This window comes from Sinorhizobium sp. P24N7, from assembly GCF_042436655.1.
GTDB lineage: Bacteria > Pseudomonadota > Alphaproteobacteria > Rhizobiales > Rhizobiaceae > Sinorhizobium > Sinorhizobium meliloti_A.
Genome location: NZ_JBHMIW010000002.1, coordinates 455,222 through 471,490, shown reverse-complemented (window position 1 = coordinate 471,490; position 16,269 = coordinate 455,222). Strand labels below are relative to the sequence as shown.

9 protein-coding genes and 2 pseudogenes are annotated in these 16,269 nt (G+C 60.8%); 3 read left to right on the top strand and 8 right to left on the bottom strand.

Annotated elements, in window-relative coordinates; genetic code table 11:
* The 8 genes and pseudogenes from ACFHWW_RS04925 to ACFHWW_RS04890 all read right to left on the bottom strand — a co-directional run bounded on the left by ACFHWW_RS04925 (position 1) and on the right by ACFHWW_RS04890 (position 13,849).
* Positions 1–1,293, bottom strand: a complete 1,293-nt coding sequence (locus ACFHWW_RS04925; RefSeq protein ID WP_379937471.1) for a cytochrome P450 — start codon at positions 1,291–1,293, stop codon at positions 1–3.
* Between the two features lie 94 nt (positions 1,294–1,387).
* Positions 1,388–2,590 (bottom strand): cytochrome P450, encoded by a 1,203-nt coding sequence (locus tag ACFHWW_RS04920; RefSeq protein ID WP_379937470.1) that lies wholly within the window; start codon positions 2,588–2,590, stop codon positions 1,388–1,390.
* Between the two features lie 755 nt (positions 2,591–3,345).
* Complete coding sequence (locus ACFHWW_RS04915; protein WP_379937469.1) at positions 3,346–3,894, bottom strand: flavin reductase family protein; 549 nt, start codon at positions 3,892–3,894, stop codon at positions 3,346–3,348.
* Between the two features lie 961 nt (positions 3,895–4,855).
* Positions 4,856–5,340: pseudogene (locus ACFHWW_RS04910) on the bottom strand (NYN domain-containing protein); the annotation flags it as partial.
* Between the two features lie 59 nt (positions 5,341–5,399).
* The gene (locus ACFHWW_RS04905) at positions 5,400–8,891 is read right to left on the bottom strand and encodes an AAA family ATPase (RefSeq protein ID WP_379937468.1); all 3,492 of its coding nucleotides are present in this window, start codon (positions 8,889–8,891) and stop codon (positions 5,400–5,402) included.
* A complete protein-coding gene (locus ACFHWW_RS04900; RefSeq protein ID WP_379937467.1) occupies positions 8,891–10,156 on the bottom strand; it encodes an exonuclease SbcCD subunit D in 1,266 nt (421 codons plus the stop codon). Before ACFHWW_RS04900 ends, ACFHWW_RS04905 begins: the two co-directional genes overlap by 1 nt.
* 518 nt (positions 10,157–10,674) lie before the next feature.
* Positions 10,675–12,111, bottom strand: a complete 1,437-nt coding sequence (locus tag ACFHWW_RS04895; protein ID WP_379937517.1) for a cytochrome B6 — start codon at positions 12,109–12,111, stop codon at positions 10,675–10,677.
* Positions 12,112–12,622: 511 nt separating this feature from the next.
* On the bottom strand, positions 12,623–13,849 hold the full coding sequence (locus ACFHWW_RS04890; protein WP_379937516.1) for an amidohydrolase family protein: 1,227 nt from the start codon (positions 13,847–13,849) through the stop codon (positions 12,623–12,625).
* A 542-nt stretch (positions 13,850–14,391) separates the two neighbouring features.
* Between ACFHWW_RS04890 and ACFHWW_RS04885 the strand changes: the two are divergent.
* The 3 genes and pseudogenes from ACFHWW_RS04885 to ACFHWW_RS04875 form a co-directional block, all read left to right on the top strand.
* Positions 14,392–14,732, top strand: a pseudogene (locus ACFHWW_RS04885) (IS110 family transposase); the annotation flags it as partial.
* 433 nt (positions 14,733–15,165) lie between these two features.
* Positions 15,166–15,444 carry a hypothetical protein gene (locus ACFHWW_RS04880; RefSeq protein WP_379937466.1) on the top strand — a complete coding sequence of 93 codons (279 nt, stop codon included), beginning with the start codon at positions 15,166–15,168 and terminating at the stop codon, positions 15,442–15,444.
* 480 nt (positions 15,445–15,924) lie between these two features.
* A complete protein-coding gene (locus ACFHWW_RS04875; protein WP_379937465.1) occupies positions 15,925–16,239 on the top strand; it encodes a hypothetical protein in 315 nt (104 codons plus the stop codon).
* Positions 16,240–16,269: the final 30 nt, after the last annotated feature.

Sequence of the window (16,269 nt, the reverse complement as noted above, 5' to 3'; positions counted from 1 at the left end):
TCAGCCCCCCGCCTGCGCATGCAGCCGCACCGGCAGCGCGCGGAACGTCCTAAGGAACGCGGAGGGCTCTCGGGTCGGCTGCTCGGCCAATGCCAGGGTGGGGAAGCGCGCCTGGATCCGCGGCAGGCTCTCGGCCAACTGCACCCGGGCCAGTTGCGCACCGAGGCAGAAGTGGATGCCGTGGCCGAAGCTCAGCATGACCTTCCCGTCGGTCGACATGCCAGGACTGGTGCCGTAGAACCGCGCGGGATCGAAGCGGTCGGGATCGGCGAAGGCGTCCGGGTCGCGATTGCCGGCCGCGATCAATACGCGCACGTCCGCGTTCTTCGGGATCACCGCGCCGCCCAGTTCGATGTCGCGCTGGGCGATACGCGGAATGGAGCTGAACATGGCGGGCGCGTCGCAGCGCAGGACTTCTTCGACGAATGCCTCGACCCCCACGGCGTCTCCCTGCAGCCAGTGCCGCTGTTCGGGATACGCCACCATCGCCAGGACCGCATGGTCGATGGTCGCAGCAGTGGTGGCGAAGCCGCCCAGCAGCATACCCCACAGCATGCTGATCAACTCCGCATCCGACAGCGTGTCGGCATCGTCGTCGTGAGTGCCGACCAGCATCGACACGATGTCGTGACGGGGATCGGTGCGCTTGCGCTGTATGAGGTCGCCGAAGTAGGCCTGCACCCTGGCGCTGGCTGCGTCCGCCGCGGCGAGCTGGGCATCGCTGGCGTGCGGGCTCAGGCCTTCCAGAATTGCGCCGATGATGGCGGCGAGCCCGAACATGTCCTCCTGGGGCATACCGAACAGTTCGGCGAAGACCAGCATTGGCAAGGCCAGCGCGAATTCCCGATGCAGGTCCACCGCCTCCCCGCGCTCGAGCGCGGGCGCCATGCCGTCCAGGCGCGCTGCGACGATGCGCGCGATGCTCGGCCGCAGGTTGTCGATCTCGCGCATGGTGAAATCGCGCGAGATCAGCCGGCGCAGACGCGTATGCGTCGGTGGTTCCTTCATCGCTAGCGTGGACGCCAGCAGATTGAGCGACAGGCTGGTCGCCGCACGCGGGAAATAGCGCGCCAGTTCGCCCGGCGCCGGTCCCCGAAACGCATCGCCCGTGGCCTGGAGCGCCCAGTAGATGTCGGCGTGGCGGCTCAACAGAAAAAGGCCCGACGCCGCGCGATGCACCGGGTCGTGCTCGCGCAACCACCGCATGAACGGATACGGGTCGTGGATGCACGCTGGCGACGCCAGTTCGGCGAAGGCGTCCCGGCATGCTGCCGTGGTTTCTTGCACGTCCATCTTGCTTACCTGTTGGCTGGCTGATCTGACCCGCGCGCGCCAGGCGTGCCGGCAAATTGCGGAGGAGATCGCGATCCCCGGCGGCGTCCGCGCATCACCAGAGCACCGGCATCTCCTCGAAGCCGCCAGTGATGATCTCCTTGCGCAACTTCAGTTCTTCGGGCGCCACGGCGAGGCGCAGCCCGGGGAAGCGCTGGAAGATCGAACCGAACACCGCCTTGAGTTCAAGCCTGGCCAGCGCTCCGCCGATGCAGTCGTGCGGCCCGTGGGAGAACGCCAGGTGCGGATTTTCGTCGCGTCCGATGTCGAAGATTTCCGGCTCGTCGAAATGGCGCGGATCGAACGACGTCGCCGGCAAGCCGACCAGCACCTTGCTCTCCGCGGGAATATGCACGCCCGCGATGGTCACGTCGGTCCTCGGATAGCGCATGATGCCGTCCCAGCCCGCGCCCGGCGGGTACATGCGCAGGATTTCCTCCACCGCCTTGTCCAACAGCGATGGATCGCCGACCAGGCGTTCGCGCTGTTGCGGATGGCGGAACATGGCCAGCAGGCCGAATTCGATCTGCGCGACGGTGCTCTCGTGCCCCGCCACCAGCATGCCCGCCGCCAGGCCGATCGCCTCTTCCTCGGTCGACTTGCCCTGATCGACCGCCGCGAGCAGATCCGTCAGCAGGTTGTCGCCCGGATCCTGGCGCTTATCCCGCATCTTGCCGCGAATGTAGACGCGCAGTTCCTCCCAGGCCAGGCGCGACGCGCTGCGCGGGCCGCTTTCATGCTGGTGCGTCATCACCTCGTCGGACAGCCCGGAGAAAAAGGCGTGATCCTCGTAGAGCACGCCCATCACCGCGCTGATGACCATGGCCGGAAGCGGAAAGGAGAGGTGGCGCCGCAGGTCGGCGGGCTGGGGCTGGGCCGCCAGCGTCTCGAACGACTGCGCGGCGATCGCCTCGACCTGCTGCGCGAGCAGCTTCACCCTGCGGTTGCTGAAGGCCGGCGCCACGATCGTGCGTAACCGGGCATGCTCGCCCCCCTCGTGCGAGACCAGCCACCCCGGCGAACCGAGAATCACCGAATCCGGGGTGAATGCCGCCGGCGGCATTCCCGCGGGCCGGAACGCCGCGTCGGACAGCACCGCCTTGGCCTCGTCGTAGCCTGTCACCCACCAGCCTTCGTGCCCGGACGGGAAGCGCACGCGGTGGATCGGACCGTTAGCGCGAAGCGCCAACATCTCGGGCGAGGGCTCGATGTGATCGACGCGCCACATCGGCAGCGTCGGCAAAGGTTGTTCGGACATGGTGGCACTTCACTCTCTAAGCGATGGAAGCGCGGAAGGTGACCGGCAGGCGCTGCGGGCAGCGAATGACGTAAGACGGCATGTAGACGACGTCCTCCGCGGCGTAGCCCGACTCGGTTATTAAGATCGGCCAACGTGTAACAGTCTAGGCATACCGCGCGGCGAGATGCAGAACGTTATCCCGCGCCTTCGAGTTCAGGATAAGGCGAGTGTAGTGGGCCTTTGAGTCGCAGCCGAACATCAAGATTTCCTGTGCAAGCGTCGACAAGGGCGGCGAGCCTGTTTGGTAGGGGGCGGTTTCGCCGAAGCCCCTTTCCCGTAGAATGCTATCTAATGCGGATTTGACATTTTGCTTTTCTTTCTCCGTTCCATCGATCGCGGTGTCATCCACGAAATGAAGTCGGTCGGCGGCTCCCGCCTCGCAACGAAGGAGTTTCAAAACTCGTGCCAATTTGGCCGACCCAGCAGAAGAGAAAAATCGTGATTGCTTTTCAGCGGATTAGCCTGAGGCCAGACAAGAGCTCGGCGAAATAGGCCGGTGTCGCGGACCAAACAAAGGCGACAGAGCAGTGTCGGATAGTACGGTCGTTAGACGCCAGACCGGCGACACCGTCTTTATCAGTTGTCCTGTGCTGGAATGATGGCGGGCCACCTGACCATATTGGCCCATAGGGGAGGCCTCCTGGTTGGCTCAGGGGTTCACGTTCCTCCGTTTAGGACGGCGAACGATATCGCCCCATTCTGATTTTTCGTAGCTACCCGCCAAGGGCATAGTACTGCCCACCGCGGTAGACCAATGAACCACGATTGCCGTAGCGAATACCGACGACGCGGCCCAGAACGATCGCGTGGCTGTGCCTTTCGATGACCTCCTCGACTTCGCAGTCGATGGCCGCCGCCGCATCCTCGAGCACCGGCGCTCCGCTCATGAGGCGGGTCCATTCTGCGCCGAGATACCGTTCCGCCCCCTTCAGCCCGCCGCGGCCGGCGAACTGGTTGGCAAGTGTTTCGTGGTCGGGTCCCGCCACGTTGACGCAGAAATGGCCGTATCGCTCGACGACAGGCAAAGTTGAGGCGGAACGGTTAAGGGTGACGATCATGCGCGGCGGATCGATCGAAAGGGCGGTCGCCGACGTGACCGTCGCTCCACTCCGGGTCTCGCCCTCCCCTGCCGTTATGATGCTCACGCCGCCGCCAAGGGCGCGCAAAGCACGTTTCAGCCCCTCGGCATCGACGTGATGGTTGCCGAGATCGCCGGTGGCCTCCTTTACGTCGAAGGCGCGCAGGGAAGATTGTTCGGACATCTCAGTCCCTCCTGTATGCAATTGACCTTAGTTTCGGTGGACTGGCAGCAATCCGGAATGGATACCGAGACTGAGCCAAAACATTGGACACCCGGTGCGACAAGGTCATAAACTATTAGTCGTCGCAGCCGAGGGCTTGAAAGAGAGCCGAGCACAGCTGCGGCAGTGAGCTATCCGAAGGCAAAAAACATCGGCCATATTATTTCAATGCAAGGTCGCTTCGGCCTTGGATAAGCCGTTCAATGAGGCTACGTCCGCTGTTCTGAAGAACCGGCAGCATTAGCCCTGCCGGTTCCTCAGACCGCTTACTTCGCTCAAAGCTGCCACCAGCCGTGGCCTAAAACGGGCTCGGGAAACGTCGGAGTGGCGTCGACAAAGTGGGCGGAGCCGAAGTCTGCCGTCGTATCGACGCCGCTGTCCGATTTGTAAACGAAGGTGTCTGCACCACCGGTCTCACCGACGGTATGATTGCTGCCATCGATGTAGTAGGGGAGCCGTCCCACTCTAGGACCTTTTCAACATCTACAGGCGGCATCGGGTTCGAGGTGAATCGCTCATCGAGAAGTCTCCTCTTAATGTACCCCGCCCCAAAAGCCCTCTAGCATTGTAAGGCCCTAGCCAAAAATCCATATTTTGCATCGAACCTATTAGTCCTATGAATAAGAAGACGGCCGAAACTCTTCGCGAGCCGCTGGCAACGTTCACGGTGCATCGAGAATCGGAATGAGCGTTCATGGTGGTTTGCGAGCGTGGGCTGAAGGTCTCATGGCCAAACATCGCAAGCGAGCGTACTTCTCCGATCGGCGCCCTGCTTGACTGAGAACTACGTGCAATCGTTGCGATAGCTTGGTGAATATCGGTTTCGAGCTATGCTTTGCGCTTTGTAAGCTGGGCTGCTGTTCGCGGCAAGGCACGGCGCGCCGCTCGTCAATGTCGGCGGCCATATGACTCGCGGAAGCGGCGCAATCTCCTGCGCGGCAGGCGTTGCCGGCACTTCTTCGCCCGGCGCTTTCAACACGTCGAAGTAGACGAACTTGTAGCAAGCCGCAATGGAGGGGCGAGGCGTCTTCCCGTCCGCCGAAACCGTATACCGTTACGCCTTGTTCGCGGACTCTTGCCACGAGCCTCGCGAAATCACTGTGGTTCGAGACAACGCAAAAACGGGAGAAGCGGCCTCATAGAGCAGGTCCATGGCATCGATGATCATCGCACCGCTGGTAGCTTTCTTGGCCGAGGTATAGGAAAACTGCTGAACCGGCTGGAGCGAATGCTCCAGCAGGCATTCCTTCCAGCCATTGAGATTGGGTCTGATCCAATCGCCATCGACACGCTTGACGCTCGCCGTGCCGTAGTTGGCGATTTCAGCGAGCAGGCCGGCAATGATCCCCGGCGAGGCGTGTCGCCTTCGATCAGGAGCGCGAGCGTCGAAATGGTGTCGTTTGCCATTAGTAGGTTTCTCACGCGATCGCGAAAACTGCAACGTCCAGTATGAAGCTCAGCGTCATCTATTCGGCCGCGACGACCTCGAGCCTCGTCGCTCCGACGTCATCAAGATCGTGGAGCCGGACGCCGGGGCAGACGTGCCGCCCAATGTCTGTGAGGTGCCGGTGATGCGTCAGATAGATGACCTGTCCATGCCGTGCCATCTCCGCAAATAGCCTGAAGGCTTCCTCCGCCCGGAAGTCGTCGAACGTTTCCATGATGTCGTCGGCGATGAACGGCACCGACACCCGGTTTTCGACGAACTCGTGATATCCAGCCACACGGAGGGCCAGATACAATTGGAAGCGAGCGCCCTTGGACAGTTCGTCTGCAGCTTTCGAACCACCTGAAGCCGTCACCGCGATCAGGATGTCTCCATCCTTGCCAGGCTGGGCGGCGACGCCTTGATAGGCTCCGCGGCTTATCGTCCTGAAGGCTGACGACGCCCGAGCCATCATGCCGCTACGATGACGGTCCCTGTAGAGCCGAAGACCGTGCTCGGCGGCCGCGACGCCCGCGCGTAGCTCCATGTATCGACGGGCCCCGTCCTCTATTTCCAGAAGCGTCGTTCGCCGCTGCTCCTCGATCTCCGCCACCTTCGAGTCGCCACCGATTGCATCCAGGGCGTCCTGCGCCCTGGAACGGTCTCTGAACACCTCGCTGCACCTGAGGTCCTGGTCTTCCAGGACTGGCGTGAGCCGGGCGAGCTCCTCTTCGAGTTCGGTCTTGTCCGCGGCGCCGACCAGTTCCTCGACGCCTGCGATGTCGCTCGCGCCGCTGCTTTCGACGAGCTCCTGCTCCAACTCGAAGATCGATAGCGACAGGTCCCGACGCCTGCCTGCGAGGTCGGTACGGGCCTCGACCTCGTCCAGGGTCTCCACTCCGAAGAACTCCGTCATCTTGCGCGCCCGCGCTTCCAAGAGCTCCTGCTCCAGCTTCAGATCGTGCCGCTCCTTCCGGATCGTGTCGAGATCGCGTTCCAGCTTTTCGAGGCGCTGCTGGTCAAGCACCGCGTCTCGGACCTTCTCAACTACCGTTTGGGCGAGCTCGCTCGGTGATCCGTCCGCAGGGATGGCGAGCCTGCTGCAGAGTTCGAGCACCCTCGCCTCGAACTGCGCCTTGTCCTTCTCCATCTTCTGGATGCGGTCGATCAGTCCGTCCTTCGCCTCTATGGCTGATGCAAGCTTCCCGAGCGTCGACAGGATCTCCGTGACCGGTCCAACGCCGGGAAGTTGATCCAGCTCGCCAAGCCAGCATCCCTCGCAGGTGGTCTTCCAGTGCAGCGCCCATTCTGCCGCTGCGCGCTCCGCTACGTCGAACGCCTCGCGGCGCTCGAGGACGTCCTTCCTGAGACGTTCCATCTGCATCGCTCGGGCCCTAGCGTGGTTGAACGCTGCCAATGCTTTGTCCGCCACGGATGCCAGCGCTGCTAGATCGGCATCCGGATGGGAGCGCACCGCGACACCGTTCAACGCCTCCGTCAACGAGCGCTTCGCTTGAGCTACGCGATCCCGGACATCAGCCATATCCTGCTCGACGGCTGTAAGATCATCGCGGGTCTTGAGAGCCGCATCTCTGTTTCGAAGCCATTCTTCCAGTTCCTGCGGATCCGGCGCGAGCTGAAGGTCGGGAGAGATCCTCTGCGCGATCTCTAATCTAATCTTGTCGAGTTCCGCTTCCGCCCGCCGATAGGACTCGAGAGCGGTCCGGACGTCCGATCCGACTGTTGCGCGGCGCAGCAGAAGCTGGTTGAGCTTGCCTAGCTCCGCATAATGTAGCAGGCGTTGAGAGAGCACACGATCGTCGGCCCTCATGGCCGCCTCGAACAGGTCCGCCGAAGCGGCGTCCATCGCCTGACGATGTTCCGTCCACGCCCTGTCACGGGATGTGCGACTTGCCGTTGCGGTAGCCTCATCGATCTCGCCGGCCTGACTACGCAGCGCCTCTATCTCGGCGTCCAACCGTCGTGCCTCGGGCTCGAGCCGCTCGAGTTCCGCACGCGCGGACCTCAAGACCTCTTCGTTGCTCTGGAACACCTTCTTCCAGCTTTCGAGCGTCGCGGCCGAAGGGCACGCCATCACACCGAGTTCGGCAACGGTGCCGTGCCATGGAAGAAGACGGGTCATCGCTTCCGATAGCGCGCCGGACGCGGCGTCGCGCCGCCGTGAAAGCGACCGAAACACGAGCTCCTCTTCCGACCGGGGCTGTGCCTTCAAAGTCGCTGCAAGCAGTTCGAACGCCTTGGTCATTTTCGCCGACTGGAGCGCATCGACCTCCCGGAACCCGACGCCTTCCTCCGCCAAGGCGTGCTCCGCCTTCGCGAGTTCGTCCGCGGCGCCTGCCGTCCGAGCGTCTACGCCGGACTTCGAGCCGATCAGCGCTCTCAGTGCTCCGACCGTCGCGGCGTCGAGAACGAGCCGGCTCGGCGACGCCTCGCCCGGCCGTCCTAGAAGACTGAGGATGCTTTCGATCGAAAGCTCGGCCGCGCGCGTCGAAAGCTTTGGGATGTCCTTCTGGGCCGTGAGATATCTGGCCTTGAGTTCAGAGAATTCGTCCATGCCGGCGGCAAGCTTGAGAGCGACGGGATCCGCTTCGAGGGCCGCCGTCTCCTCTTCCAGCAAAGCCGACGAACGGGAAAGGTCGTCCAGCTTGACGCGATATTCGATCTCCTTGCTCTTTAGCTGGGGCAATTCCTGCCGCCAGGATTCCGGCGGCTCCGGAACCACCTCAAGGTCGGCAAGCTTCAGCCGCAGCCCCGACAGCCGCCCCATGGGCGGGATTGTCTGCAGGATGCGCCTGATTTCGTCGATCCGTTTCTGCGTTTGCGCCCTTTCCGCGATGGCGCTGTCGTACAGCCGGCTCAACCGATCCCTCTCGGCTATAAGGCGCTGGAAGTCGCTCGCCTGCAGATCGATTGCCTCGCGCTGCTGCTTGAGATCCTGCAGCGTCGCCTTCAGCTCGCCCAGGCCGCCGCTGCGCGCACGGTACCTGTAGAACGCGTCGGTCTCCCCGCGGATCGCGAGGAGCTGGCGACTAAGGTCCGACAGCCCTGCGCTTGCGGAGAAAAGCAGCTCGCCGAGATCGCCTTTGCTTGCAAGAATGCTTTGTCCGCCTTTCTCGAGCGTCTCGTCGTCAAGACAGAACATCGTCGTGAAGGCGGTCCGGTCGATGCCACCAAGATCGGCCCTTATCACAGCGTCGGACAGAATCCGCTCCTCCGCATCCAGCAGGCTGTTCTGCGGACGCTTGATTCGGACGAATTCTCGATCCTGCCCGGCGACACGGATGTTCGCGCCTATCCGCATTGACGCGTAGGGATGCAGGAAGCCGTACCTGCTCGTGGTGCCGATGCCGAAGATCAGGTCCAGGATGGAGTCGGATGTCGTCGACTTTCCCGCTTCGTTCGGCCCGTAGATGATATGAAGATCGGGCGAGCCAACGGGGGGAGATCCGAAATCGATCACGCCGTCCGTGAACTTACCGTAACGCGTCAGGTCAAGACGGTTGATGCGCATCAGTCGACCTTCTCCTGGCGAAGACGTGCCATGACTTCGGCGGACCCGTCCCTGGCAATATCAGCGAGACTCTTCTCGAACGATGCCTCGTCGGGGCCGAACATCTCGCGAAGCTCGGCCGGAAGCTGCGCACGCAGTTCCTCGGCGATTGCTCTGAGCTCCTGGCGATAGCCTTCCGACCGAGTTACTTCATCTTCCATGATAGTGGCCAGTTCGCCTGCCGCTCCCGACCGACTGTTGACGCTGCCAGGAGGCAGGCAGACGGTTTGCACTTTGTCGATCCAGACGTTTCCAATCAGCGTCCCGCGGGTCTCCAGCTCGGTGCGGACGAGGTCGAGATCACGACGCAACCGCCAAGCCAGGTCGCTGGATCCGGTTATCTGGATGCGTGCCACCAGGTGTTCGGCCGTGATGGAAGCACGTAACTCGTGGAGGCCGGACGAGACTTTGCCGATCATGCTCGTCCAGTCTGTTGCCTCCGACACGTCCACGGCAAGGCGCTCGAATTGCGCGACCGCCGTCGGTCGCTCCTCGACCACGATCGACCGGTCGTCCTTGATCGTGACCAGCGACGCCGACTTAGGCCCGTCTTCATTGACGTCCCTCCCCTGAGGCATGCCAGGCATGACGATGACCGAGGCGGCGCCTTCGACCACCGACCGCTTGTGAATATGACCCAACGCCCAGTAGCGGAAGCCGCTCTGCTGCAGGTCCGCGACACTGCACGGAGCATAGAGGTCATGCTTCTCCGATCCGCCGAGGCTCGTATGCATGATGCCGATGTTGACCGCGTCCGGGACAGGAAGTGCGTAGTGGCGAAGCAGGCTTTGCGGGGCGTGCGGCTTCGCGAAGCTGAGACCGTGGATTGCAACGGGAGAGTGGGCGGCGCCGCCGTCGACCACCACCGCTTCGGCGCTCGAGCCGAACACCTTTACCGTCTCCGGCATCACAAGCTCCGTCGTGATTTTCGACAGTGCGTCGTGATTGCCTCGGATGATGAACGTTCGAATGCCCGCCTCATGAAGACGCCGGAGCTGCTCGGCGATAAAGCGAGCCGTTTTCATCGACGTCTGATCGCCATCATAGAGATCACCGGCGAGAACAAGCGCGTCCACCTGCTCTTCCAGACAAAGATCGATGACGCGGATAAATGCTCGCCTTGTTGCCAAACCGATGAGATCGGAAAGTTCCGGATTGCGCAGCGCGAGCGTCTTCAGAGGAGAGTCAAGGTGGACGTCGGCGGTGTGCAGGAAGCGATAGGCCAAATGATTACCTCGAGCGTTGACTCGCCTTCATATGCCACCGATTGAGTCGAGGCGATAAACCCTTCGCGTTTCGTGCTGTTCTCCACACGTTTATCCAATCAGTGACCGTATCGCTGAGGGTCACTTCGATTTTCGGCGCAAGTCGGTTGCATGCCGACAGTCGAATATGGCGCGACTCGTGATGAGGAGAACCGATGGACAGCAAGAACCCGGATTTCGACGTCGCGAGCTCCTGGCCCTCTGCCAAACAGATGCACCACGCCGGCGACGCCTCCGCCTAAGCGATCAAGAAGCGCGCAGTCGTTGGCGGGAAGTTCGAGGGTTATCCCTATCAGGAAAATTCCCTCGTTGATGCGAACATTTCGCCGGAAGCTTCCGGAGCGGTAAATTGGGGGGGCTTACACGGTTGGTGTCCGAGCCTCGTTATGCCGGGATGCTTAGGCGAGGTAATATCGATCATAAAACGGCCACCATGAGAACGCGCTGGCTTCTCCGCAGCAAGCATGTTTGTGTCCGCGTCACAGGGCAAGCAGATAGGCAACCAGCGCGTCCTTTTCTCTCTGCGTAAGCTTTGTTCCCAGAATCAGATTGAAGAACTCGACCGTGTCGGCGAGTGTCATCAGCCGCCCATCGTGCAAATAGGGCGGCGAGTCCTTGATACCGCGCAGTGTGAAGGTCTTGATCGGACCATCCGGTAACATCACGAGATCGTTGGCGCTCTGGCCGGTTTTATAGAAGCGCTCGAGCTTGAGGTCGTGCATGTTGTTGTCCATGAAGGCCGTCTGCGGGACGTGGCAAATGGCACATCCACCCTTGCCCAAGAACACCTGTTCGCCCTCCAGTTCTTGCTCGCTCGCCCCGCTTGGATCGAGGCTTCCGAACGCGTCGAGCTTGGGCGCGGGCGGGAAGTCGATCATGTTCTGCATCTGGGCCATCATTGAGACTTGGCTCGCACGATCGAGTAGGTTCACGCCCTTTCTAGCGGCGCTCACATGGTCGCCGTTGAAGTAGGCGGTGCGCTGCTCGAACTCAGTAAAGTCTTCGACCGACCGCAGCGACCGTTTCGAACCATGAATCTGCTGATTGAACAGCCCGCGCAGGCTGGTCGTGTCGAGACGAAACCGCTGCGTCTGTGGCCGGACGTCGGGGGTCAGGTGGAAGGCGGCATTGGTATGGAAGTTCGAATGGCAGTCCAGGCAGGCGACGCCCAGGCTCTCCTCGGCAGCTTTGCGGTCCGCGGTTTCGTTGAACTCTTCTTGCGGAAACGGGGTTAGCAGAAGTCGAAGCCCTTCCATCTGCACCGGCGTGATGATGCCGCTCATAATCTCATTGAAGTTCCGGATCGTCAGAAGCTCGCCGCGTGAAACGTCACCGAGTTCCGGATGCGAGGTTAGAAAGATTGGCGGCGGGAACTCCGGCGTCAGGTGATCGGGGAGGTCGAAGTCGACATCGAAACGCCTAAGATCCCGGCCTTCCTGGCGGCCTATTTCTTCAATCTGCACCTCAGGAAAGACTTGACCGCCAGTTGCGTGCTTTACATGCGGCAGCGGCATAAAGCCGGCCGGCAGTAATCCCTGCTCTCTGATCTCGTCAGGGCTCTTCTCGGCCAAAGCGCCCCAGCTTACGCCCTTCGGAAGTTTGACACGAACGCCGGCTTGAACCGCCTTCCGACGGCCCGACATCATCACCCCTTGCATGGGACGGTCAGAAAGGTCATATCGCTTCTCAAGCAGGCGCCTCTGACGCTCCATGACGCGCGGCTTCGCACGTTCGTCGAATTCCTTCACTTCGGAAAAGGTGCGGTTCGGAAAGGTTAGATAGATCAGATCATCGGGCAGCGGATCAGACACGGTCGGAAAAGCGCGCGCGGAGACTGCGAATGTGATCGCCACACCGATCAGGATAAGCGACCTAAGCCGGGGCGTGTGGGCCTTTAGGTCGCAGCCCGCGATCATAATCTTCTGATCGAGATCGGCAAGAGTATAGGGCGTCTTTACCGAGGCGGTGAATGTTCGGATGCCTCTCTTCCAATAGAATGCGATCTGACGCAGACCTGACATGTTCGTTCTCCGATCGCGTTTTCACCACGATGCAGGGCGGCAGCTTTCTGCCGCCGCTGATGCATGACGTTCAAAATTTGTGCCAGGCAGGAAAGTGGTCAGAGATTATTGTTCTGCACTTAGTCAGCGCTTGATAGCCGGACGCTGGGCGAACATCGGCGTGTCACGTACCCGACAAACCGGACTGTCATTCAAGGGTTGAAGTCTGCATTGCTTTTGTAGCCAGTGCCGAAACGGATTGCACGACGCACATACCCCTGGCTGCCTAGTTACTTGCTCTGGATATTCATCCCGCGCGGCAGAAGCAGTTGCAACCTAGTGCCTGACAGTTCCCCAGTACTATCCACTAACCCCGAGTGATCTCTCACAGCAGCGACTTTGGTTCTTCGGGCCAGCGTGGCGGCGGTTAGCTGTCTTGCACAACGCGGCCCCCTTTGATGATTGTGCGGATGCGCGTGGTGTCGGAGAGGACCGACAGATCCTTCAGTGGATCGCCGTCGACCACGACCACGTCCGCGAAAGCGCCTGGTGCGATGATGCCGACCCTGCCCTCCAGCTGAAGGACCCGGGCGGCATCCAGGGTGGCGGCGCGGATCACTTCGTGTGCCGGCAGAACCCGGCCGCGCAGCTCAAATTCTTGCGCCTGGTGCTCGTGCATCCCTCCGAGCAGGTCCGAGCCGTAGCCCATTGTTACCCCAGCCTCCCGCAACGTCTCCAATGCCGTGAGGCCCGCAGACAGGACGAAATCGATCTTTTCGAGCGAAGCCGCCGGTATCCCATGTTCGGCGCCCTCGCGCGCCAGCACCGCGTACGTGATGTTGGTGGGAACCACAACTGCGCCCGCCTTGCGTACCCGCTTGGCGGTCGCCGGGGTAATCAGGTTGCCGTGCTCGATCGAGCGCACCCCGGCTTCTAGCGCCCGGGAAATCGCTTCGTCGCTGTAGAGATGAGCGGCCACATAAGTGTGTTGGTGCGCCGCTTCCTGGACCGCCGCCTGCAGTTCGGGAAAGCTGAAAGCGAGCGCATCTATAGGGTCGGTGGGCGAGGACACACCGCCGCTGGCCATGACCTTGATGAAGCGCGCCCCGGCTTTCAGCTCCTCTCTGGCGGCCCGTCGCACGTCCGCTTCGCCGTCGCAAATGCGACCAAGCGCTCCCAGCTGGTCGGGATAGTAATCTACAGGGCGCCGATCATGCCGGTCCCGATAATCGGTGTGGCCGCCCGTCGGAGACAGCGCTTTTCCGCAAATGACGAGGCGCGGGCCCTCGATAAGCCCGCGTTCGACAGCGTCCACCAGCGCTTGATCAGCGCCACCCAGGTCGCGGACCGTCGTAAAACCGCGGCTCAGCATCCCGCGCAAGGTATTCGCGGCATAGAGCGCTGTGAGCGTGTTGGGCAGTTCGGCGTTGGCAGCGAGGTTTCCTATTGCGGCGACGACATGCACATGGCAATCGATCAGCCCTGGTAAGACGATGCGCCTCTTCGCGTCGAAAATATGGGCGCCCGCCGGTGCCTTCACCCGCTCTCCGGCTTCGGCAACTAATCCGTCCGCCAGTAGAACATCAATCGGATCCGCCGCACGGTCCGCACTCCCATCCACGATGGCAGCATTACGAATAACAATCGTCGGAATCACACGCTCCTTTGGTTTGACGCTGGATGGATCGACCACTTCAGGGACGCCCCTGAAATATCCTGGTGCTCGAACCATCGCCGCCTCGGTCAATGACGCCACGCTCGCGACTATGTCTGTTGCGTTGCCGGCTACTCGTACCCCGCTCGCGCGCGACCCTCCGGATGTCGAGAAACATGATATCGACTCCCTTGAGGGGCCTCGGAATGTCAGCCGCTATGACAAACAGGCGATTTGCAGTTTCAGCCTCCGTACCATGTAGAAAGCATCGACGTTTTCTCGCCGAAGACAGGAATCATCAGTCGTGCCAACAGACCAGAGCCTCCTTTTCGAGTTTTGTTGCAAGGTCTTGGGTGAGGTGCATTAGCACGCTGGCCGAACGCCACCCTGTGGCGAACTGGACAAACCCGACAGCGTCGCGTCCTGCTCGATCGCCCCGAAGTGACTGTCGGCGGTTTAGGTGTGAGCTTTCAGGAGGTTGATCGGGTGGACGCTCCTGACGGCACCGCTGTGCCAAAGTGGTGTCGTTGATCATCACCTGAATGGAGGCGTCCGTGGTGGCGGAGAACGTTTTTGAGGCGCATGGCGCGGATGCATCGGGGGCAATGACCTTTCGCAAGAAGCTGAGCCGCGACCAGGTGCTCAAAATTCTCGCCGCGCAGCCGATTTGCACGGTTGCCATGGAGGCCTGCGGCAGCAGTTTCTCGGGGCGCGCGAGTACGCGAAGCTCGGTCACGAGGTCCGGCTCATTGCACCGGCTATGTCAAGCATTTCGTGAAGCGGCAGAAGAACGATGCCGTCGTTGCGGAAGCGATCTGCGAAGCTGCGCAGCGGCCGACTAGGCGTTTCGTGGGCGGTAACGAGCGAGGAGCAGCAAGCGGCTGGCCCCGATGCCGTGAGGTAGTGCATGACACGTTGAAAATTTCTCGGGAAAATTCCGCCATTTCCGGAGTGGCTATATCAACCCCAAAAGAATCATGTTGTCATTGCTGCAAGATACCAGTTGCAGGGAGCGGATATGGACAGGGGGCAGCCCCCCAGGCTGTCCCCGACTATCTGACGGCTTACATAGCCCATATGACTGCCTCCACATTGGTCCTGACGTAAGATAGCCAAGGGAAAAGGAATGCGCGGTCTTCCGAATGATGAATCCTATTACCAATCGCTCAGGGGTTTCTCTTGGGTAAAGCTCGTTGGGAAAATCAGGTATTACAGGGGAGCTATCCGAATAAAGGAAACAGGCACAGCATGACAGTTGGGAGAAGGCAAGAGCTCAACAATTTATGCGAATGCTCGTCAGGCAGAGGCGATCGGTCATGACGCGATCGGTGGGAAAGATCATTGATGGTGATCAGGTCTACATCGTCTTCGACGACGGAGTGGCACCGCTACATGCAGACCTGGTGACCGAAATCGCCGAGAAGGATGGAGTTGTCCGACTGTCTTTCGCCGCGATCACACAAGACGGCGATGGAGTTCCAAAGGCTGAAGTAGTGGCTCGGCTCCGAATGACGAGGGACGTGGCATGGAGCCTTTGCCGATCGATAAAGGCGGTCGACGGCACGGCGGAGATTTTCACAGAGCGGCGGAGGTAAATGACGTGTGCCCGGATCGCACGATCAAGCGGTCGAAATAAAGATCAGCATGGCGGGTCGCCTGCTGATCCGACAAGCGTCCGCATCTATACAAGAGCGCTGAACGGCTGAGGTCGCCAGGTATCTCACAAATCCGACCTCATGCCTTGCGTCTTTTTCGCAGTACCCTGCCAGGTAGAGCGTCTGAAAAGGGATCCAATATCGCAATCTCTCCTCGCCCTCGCGCTCGGTCTGACGCCTTGTTACTCGTTCGAGGAAGACACGCGCAACCTTGCGGCACATGATGGAAGACGAAGTCTACGGCGTCGCCAAAGAGATCAAGGAAATACACGACAGACTGCTCTTTCATCCGGCAGGCGACCATCTGGTCTAAGCTGCTACAGAGCCGCAGATTTGGTATCCATTCGGGCTTTAATCCTTGACTGCAACCTGCGCTATGAGACACTCCGATCTTTGGTTGTAATGCGTAGGGGGCAAGGCATGGATCAATACACAGCAGAGCAGAAGTCAAAGTCATTCTTCGAGATTTCGAGCTCACAGAGCCTCGATTCAACAGGCCGGCTAGGAGCCCTGTTGTTCATCTTCAGTCCGGTCCTCGAAGCCGCCTGTTACTGGTGGCTTCTCAATGAGTTGGCCGATTACGAGTTTCGCCGCAATCTGTGGGGGCCCGGACTCGGCTTGATCGCGTGCGGTATTTCTTTTCTTGGCGGCCTGGTCATGGTCATCGTTGGACGAGAACAACGGCATATCGTCCGGGAAGTCGATTGCGATCCCACAAACAAGCTCTGGAACTGATTGAGCATGACGCAAATGACTGAGGCAGAA

Coding starts and splice junctions, on each gene's coding strand:
- ACFHWW_RS04925 (WP_379937471.1), bottom strand. CDS start 1,293: ATGGACGTGCAAGAAACCACGGCAGCATGCCGGGACGCCTTCGCCGAA.
- ACFHWW_RS04920 (WP_379937470.1), bottom strand. CDS start 2,590: ATGTCCGAACAACCTTTGCCGACGCTGCCGATGTGGCGCGTCGATCAC.
- ACFHWW_RS04915 (WP_379937469.1), bottom strand. CDS start 3,894: ATGTCCGAACAATCTTCCCTGCGCGCCTTCGACGTAAAGGAGGCCACC.
- ACFHWW_RS04905 (WP_379937468.1), bottom strand. CDS start 8,891: ATGCGCATCAACCGTCTTGACCTGACGCGTTACGGTAAGTTCACGGAC.
- ACFHWW_RS04895 (WP_379937517.1), bottom strand. CDS start 12,111: ATGATCGCGGGCTGCGACCTAAAGGCCCACACGCCCCGGCTTAGGTCG.
- ACFHWW_RS04880 (WP_379937466.1), top strand. CDS start 15,166: ATGACGCGATCGGTGGGAAAGATCATTGATGGTGATCAGGTCTACATC.
- ACFHWW_RS04875 (WP_379937465.1), top strand. CDS start 15,925: ATGGATCAATACACAGCAGAGCAGAAGTCAAAGTCATTCTTCGAGATT.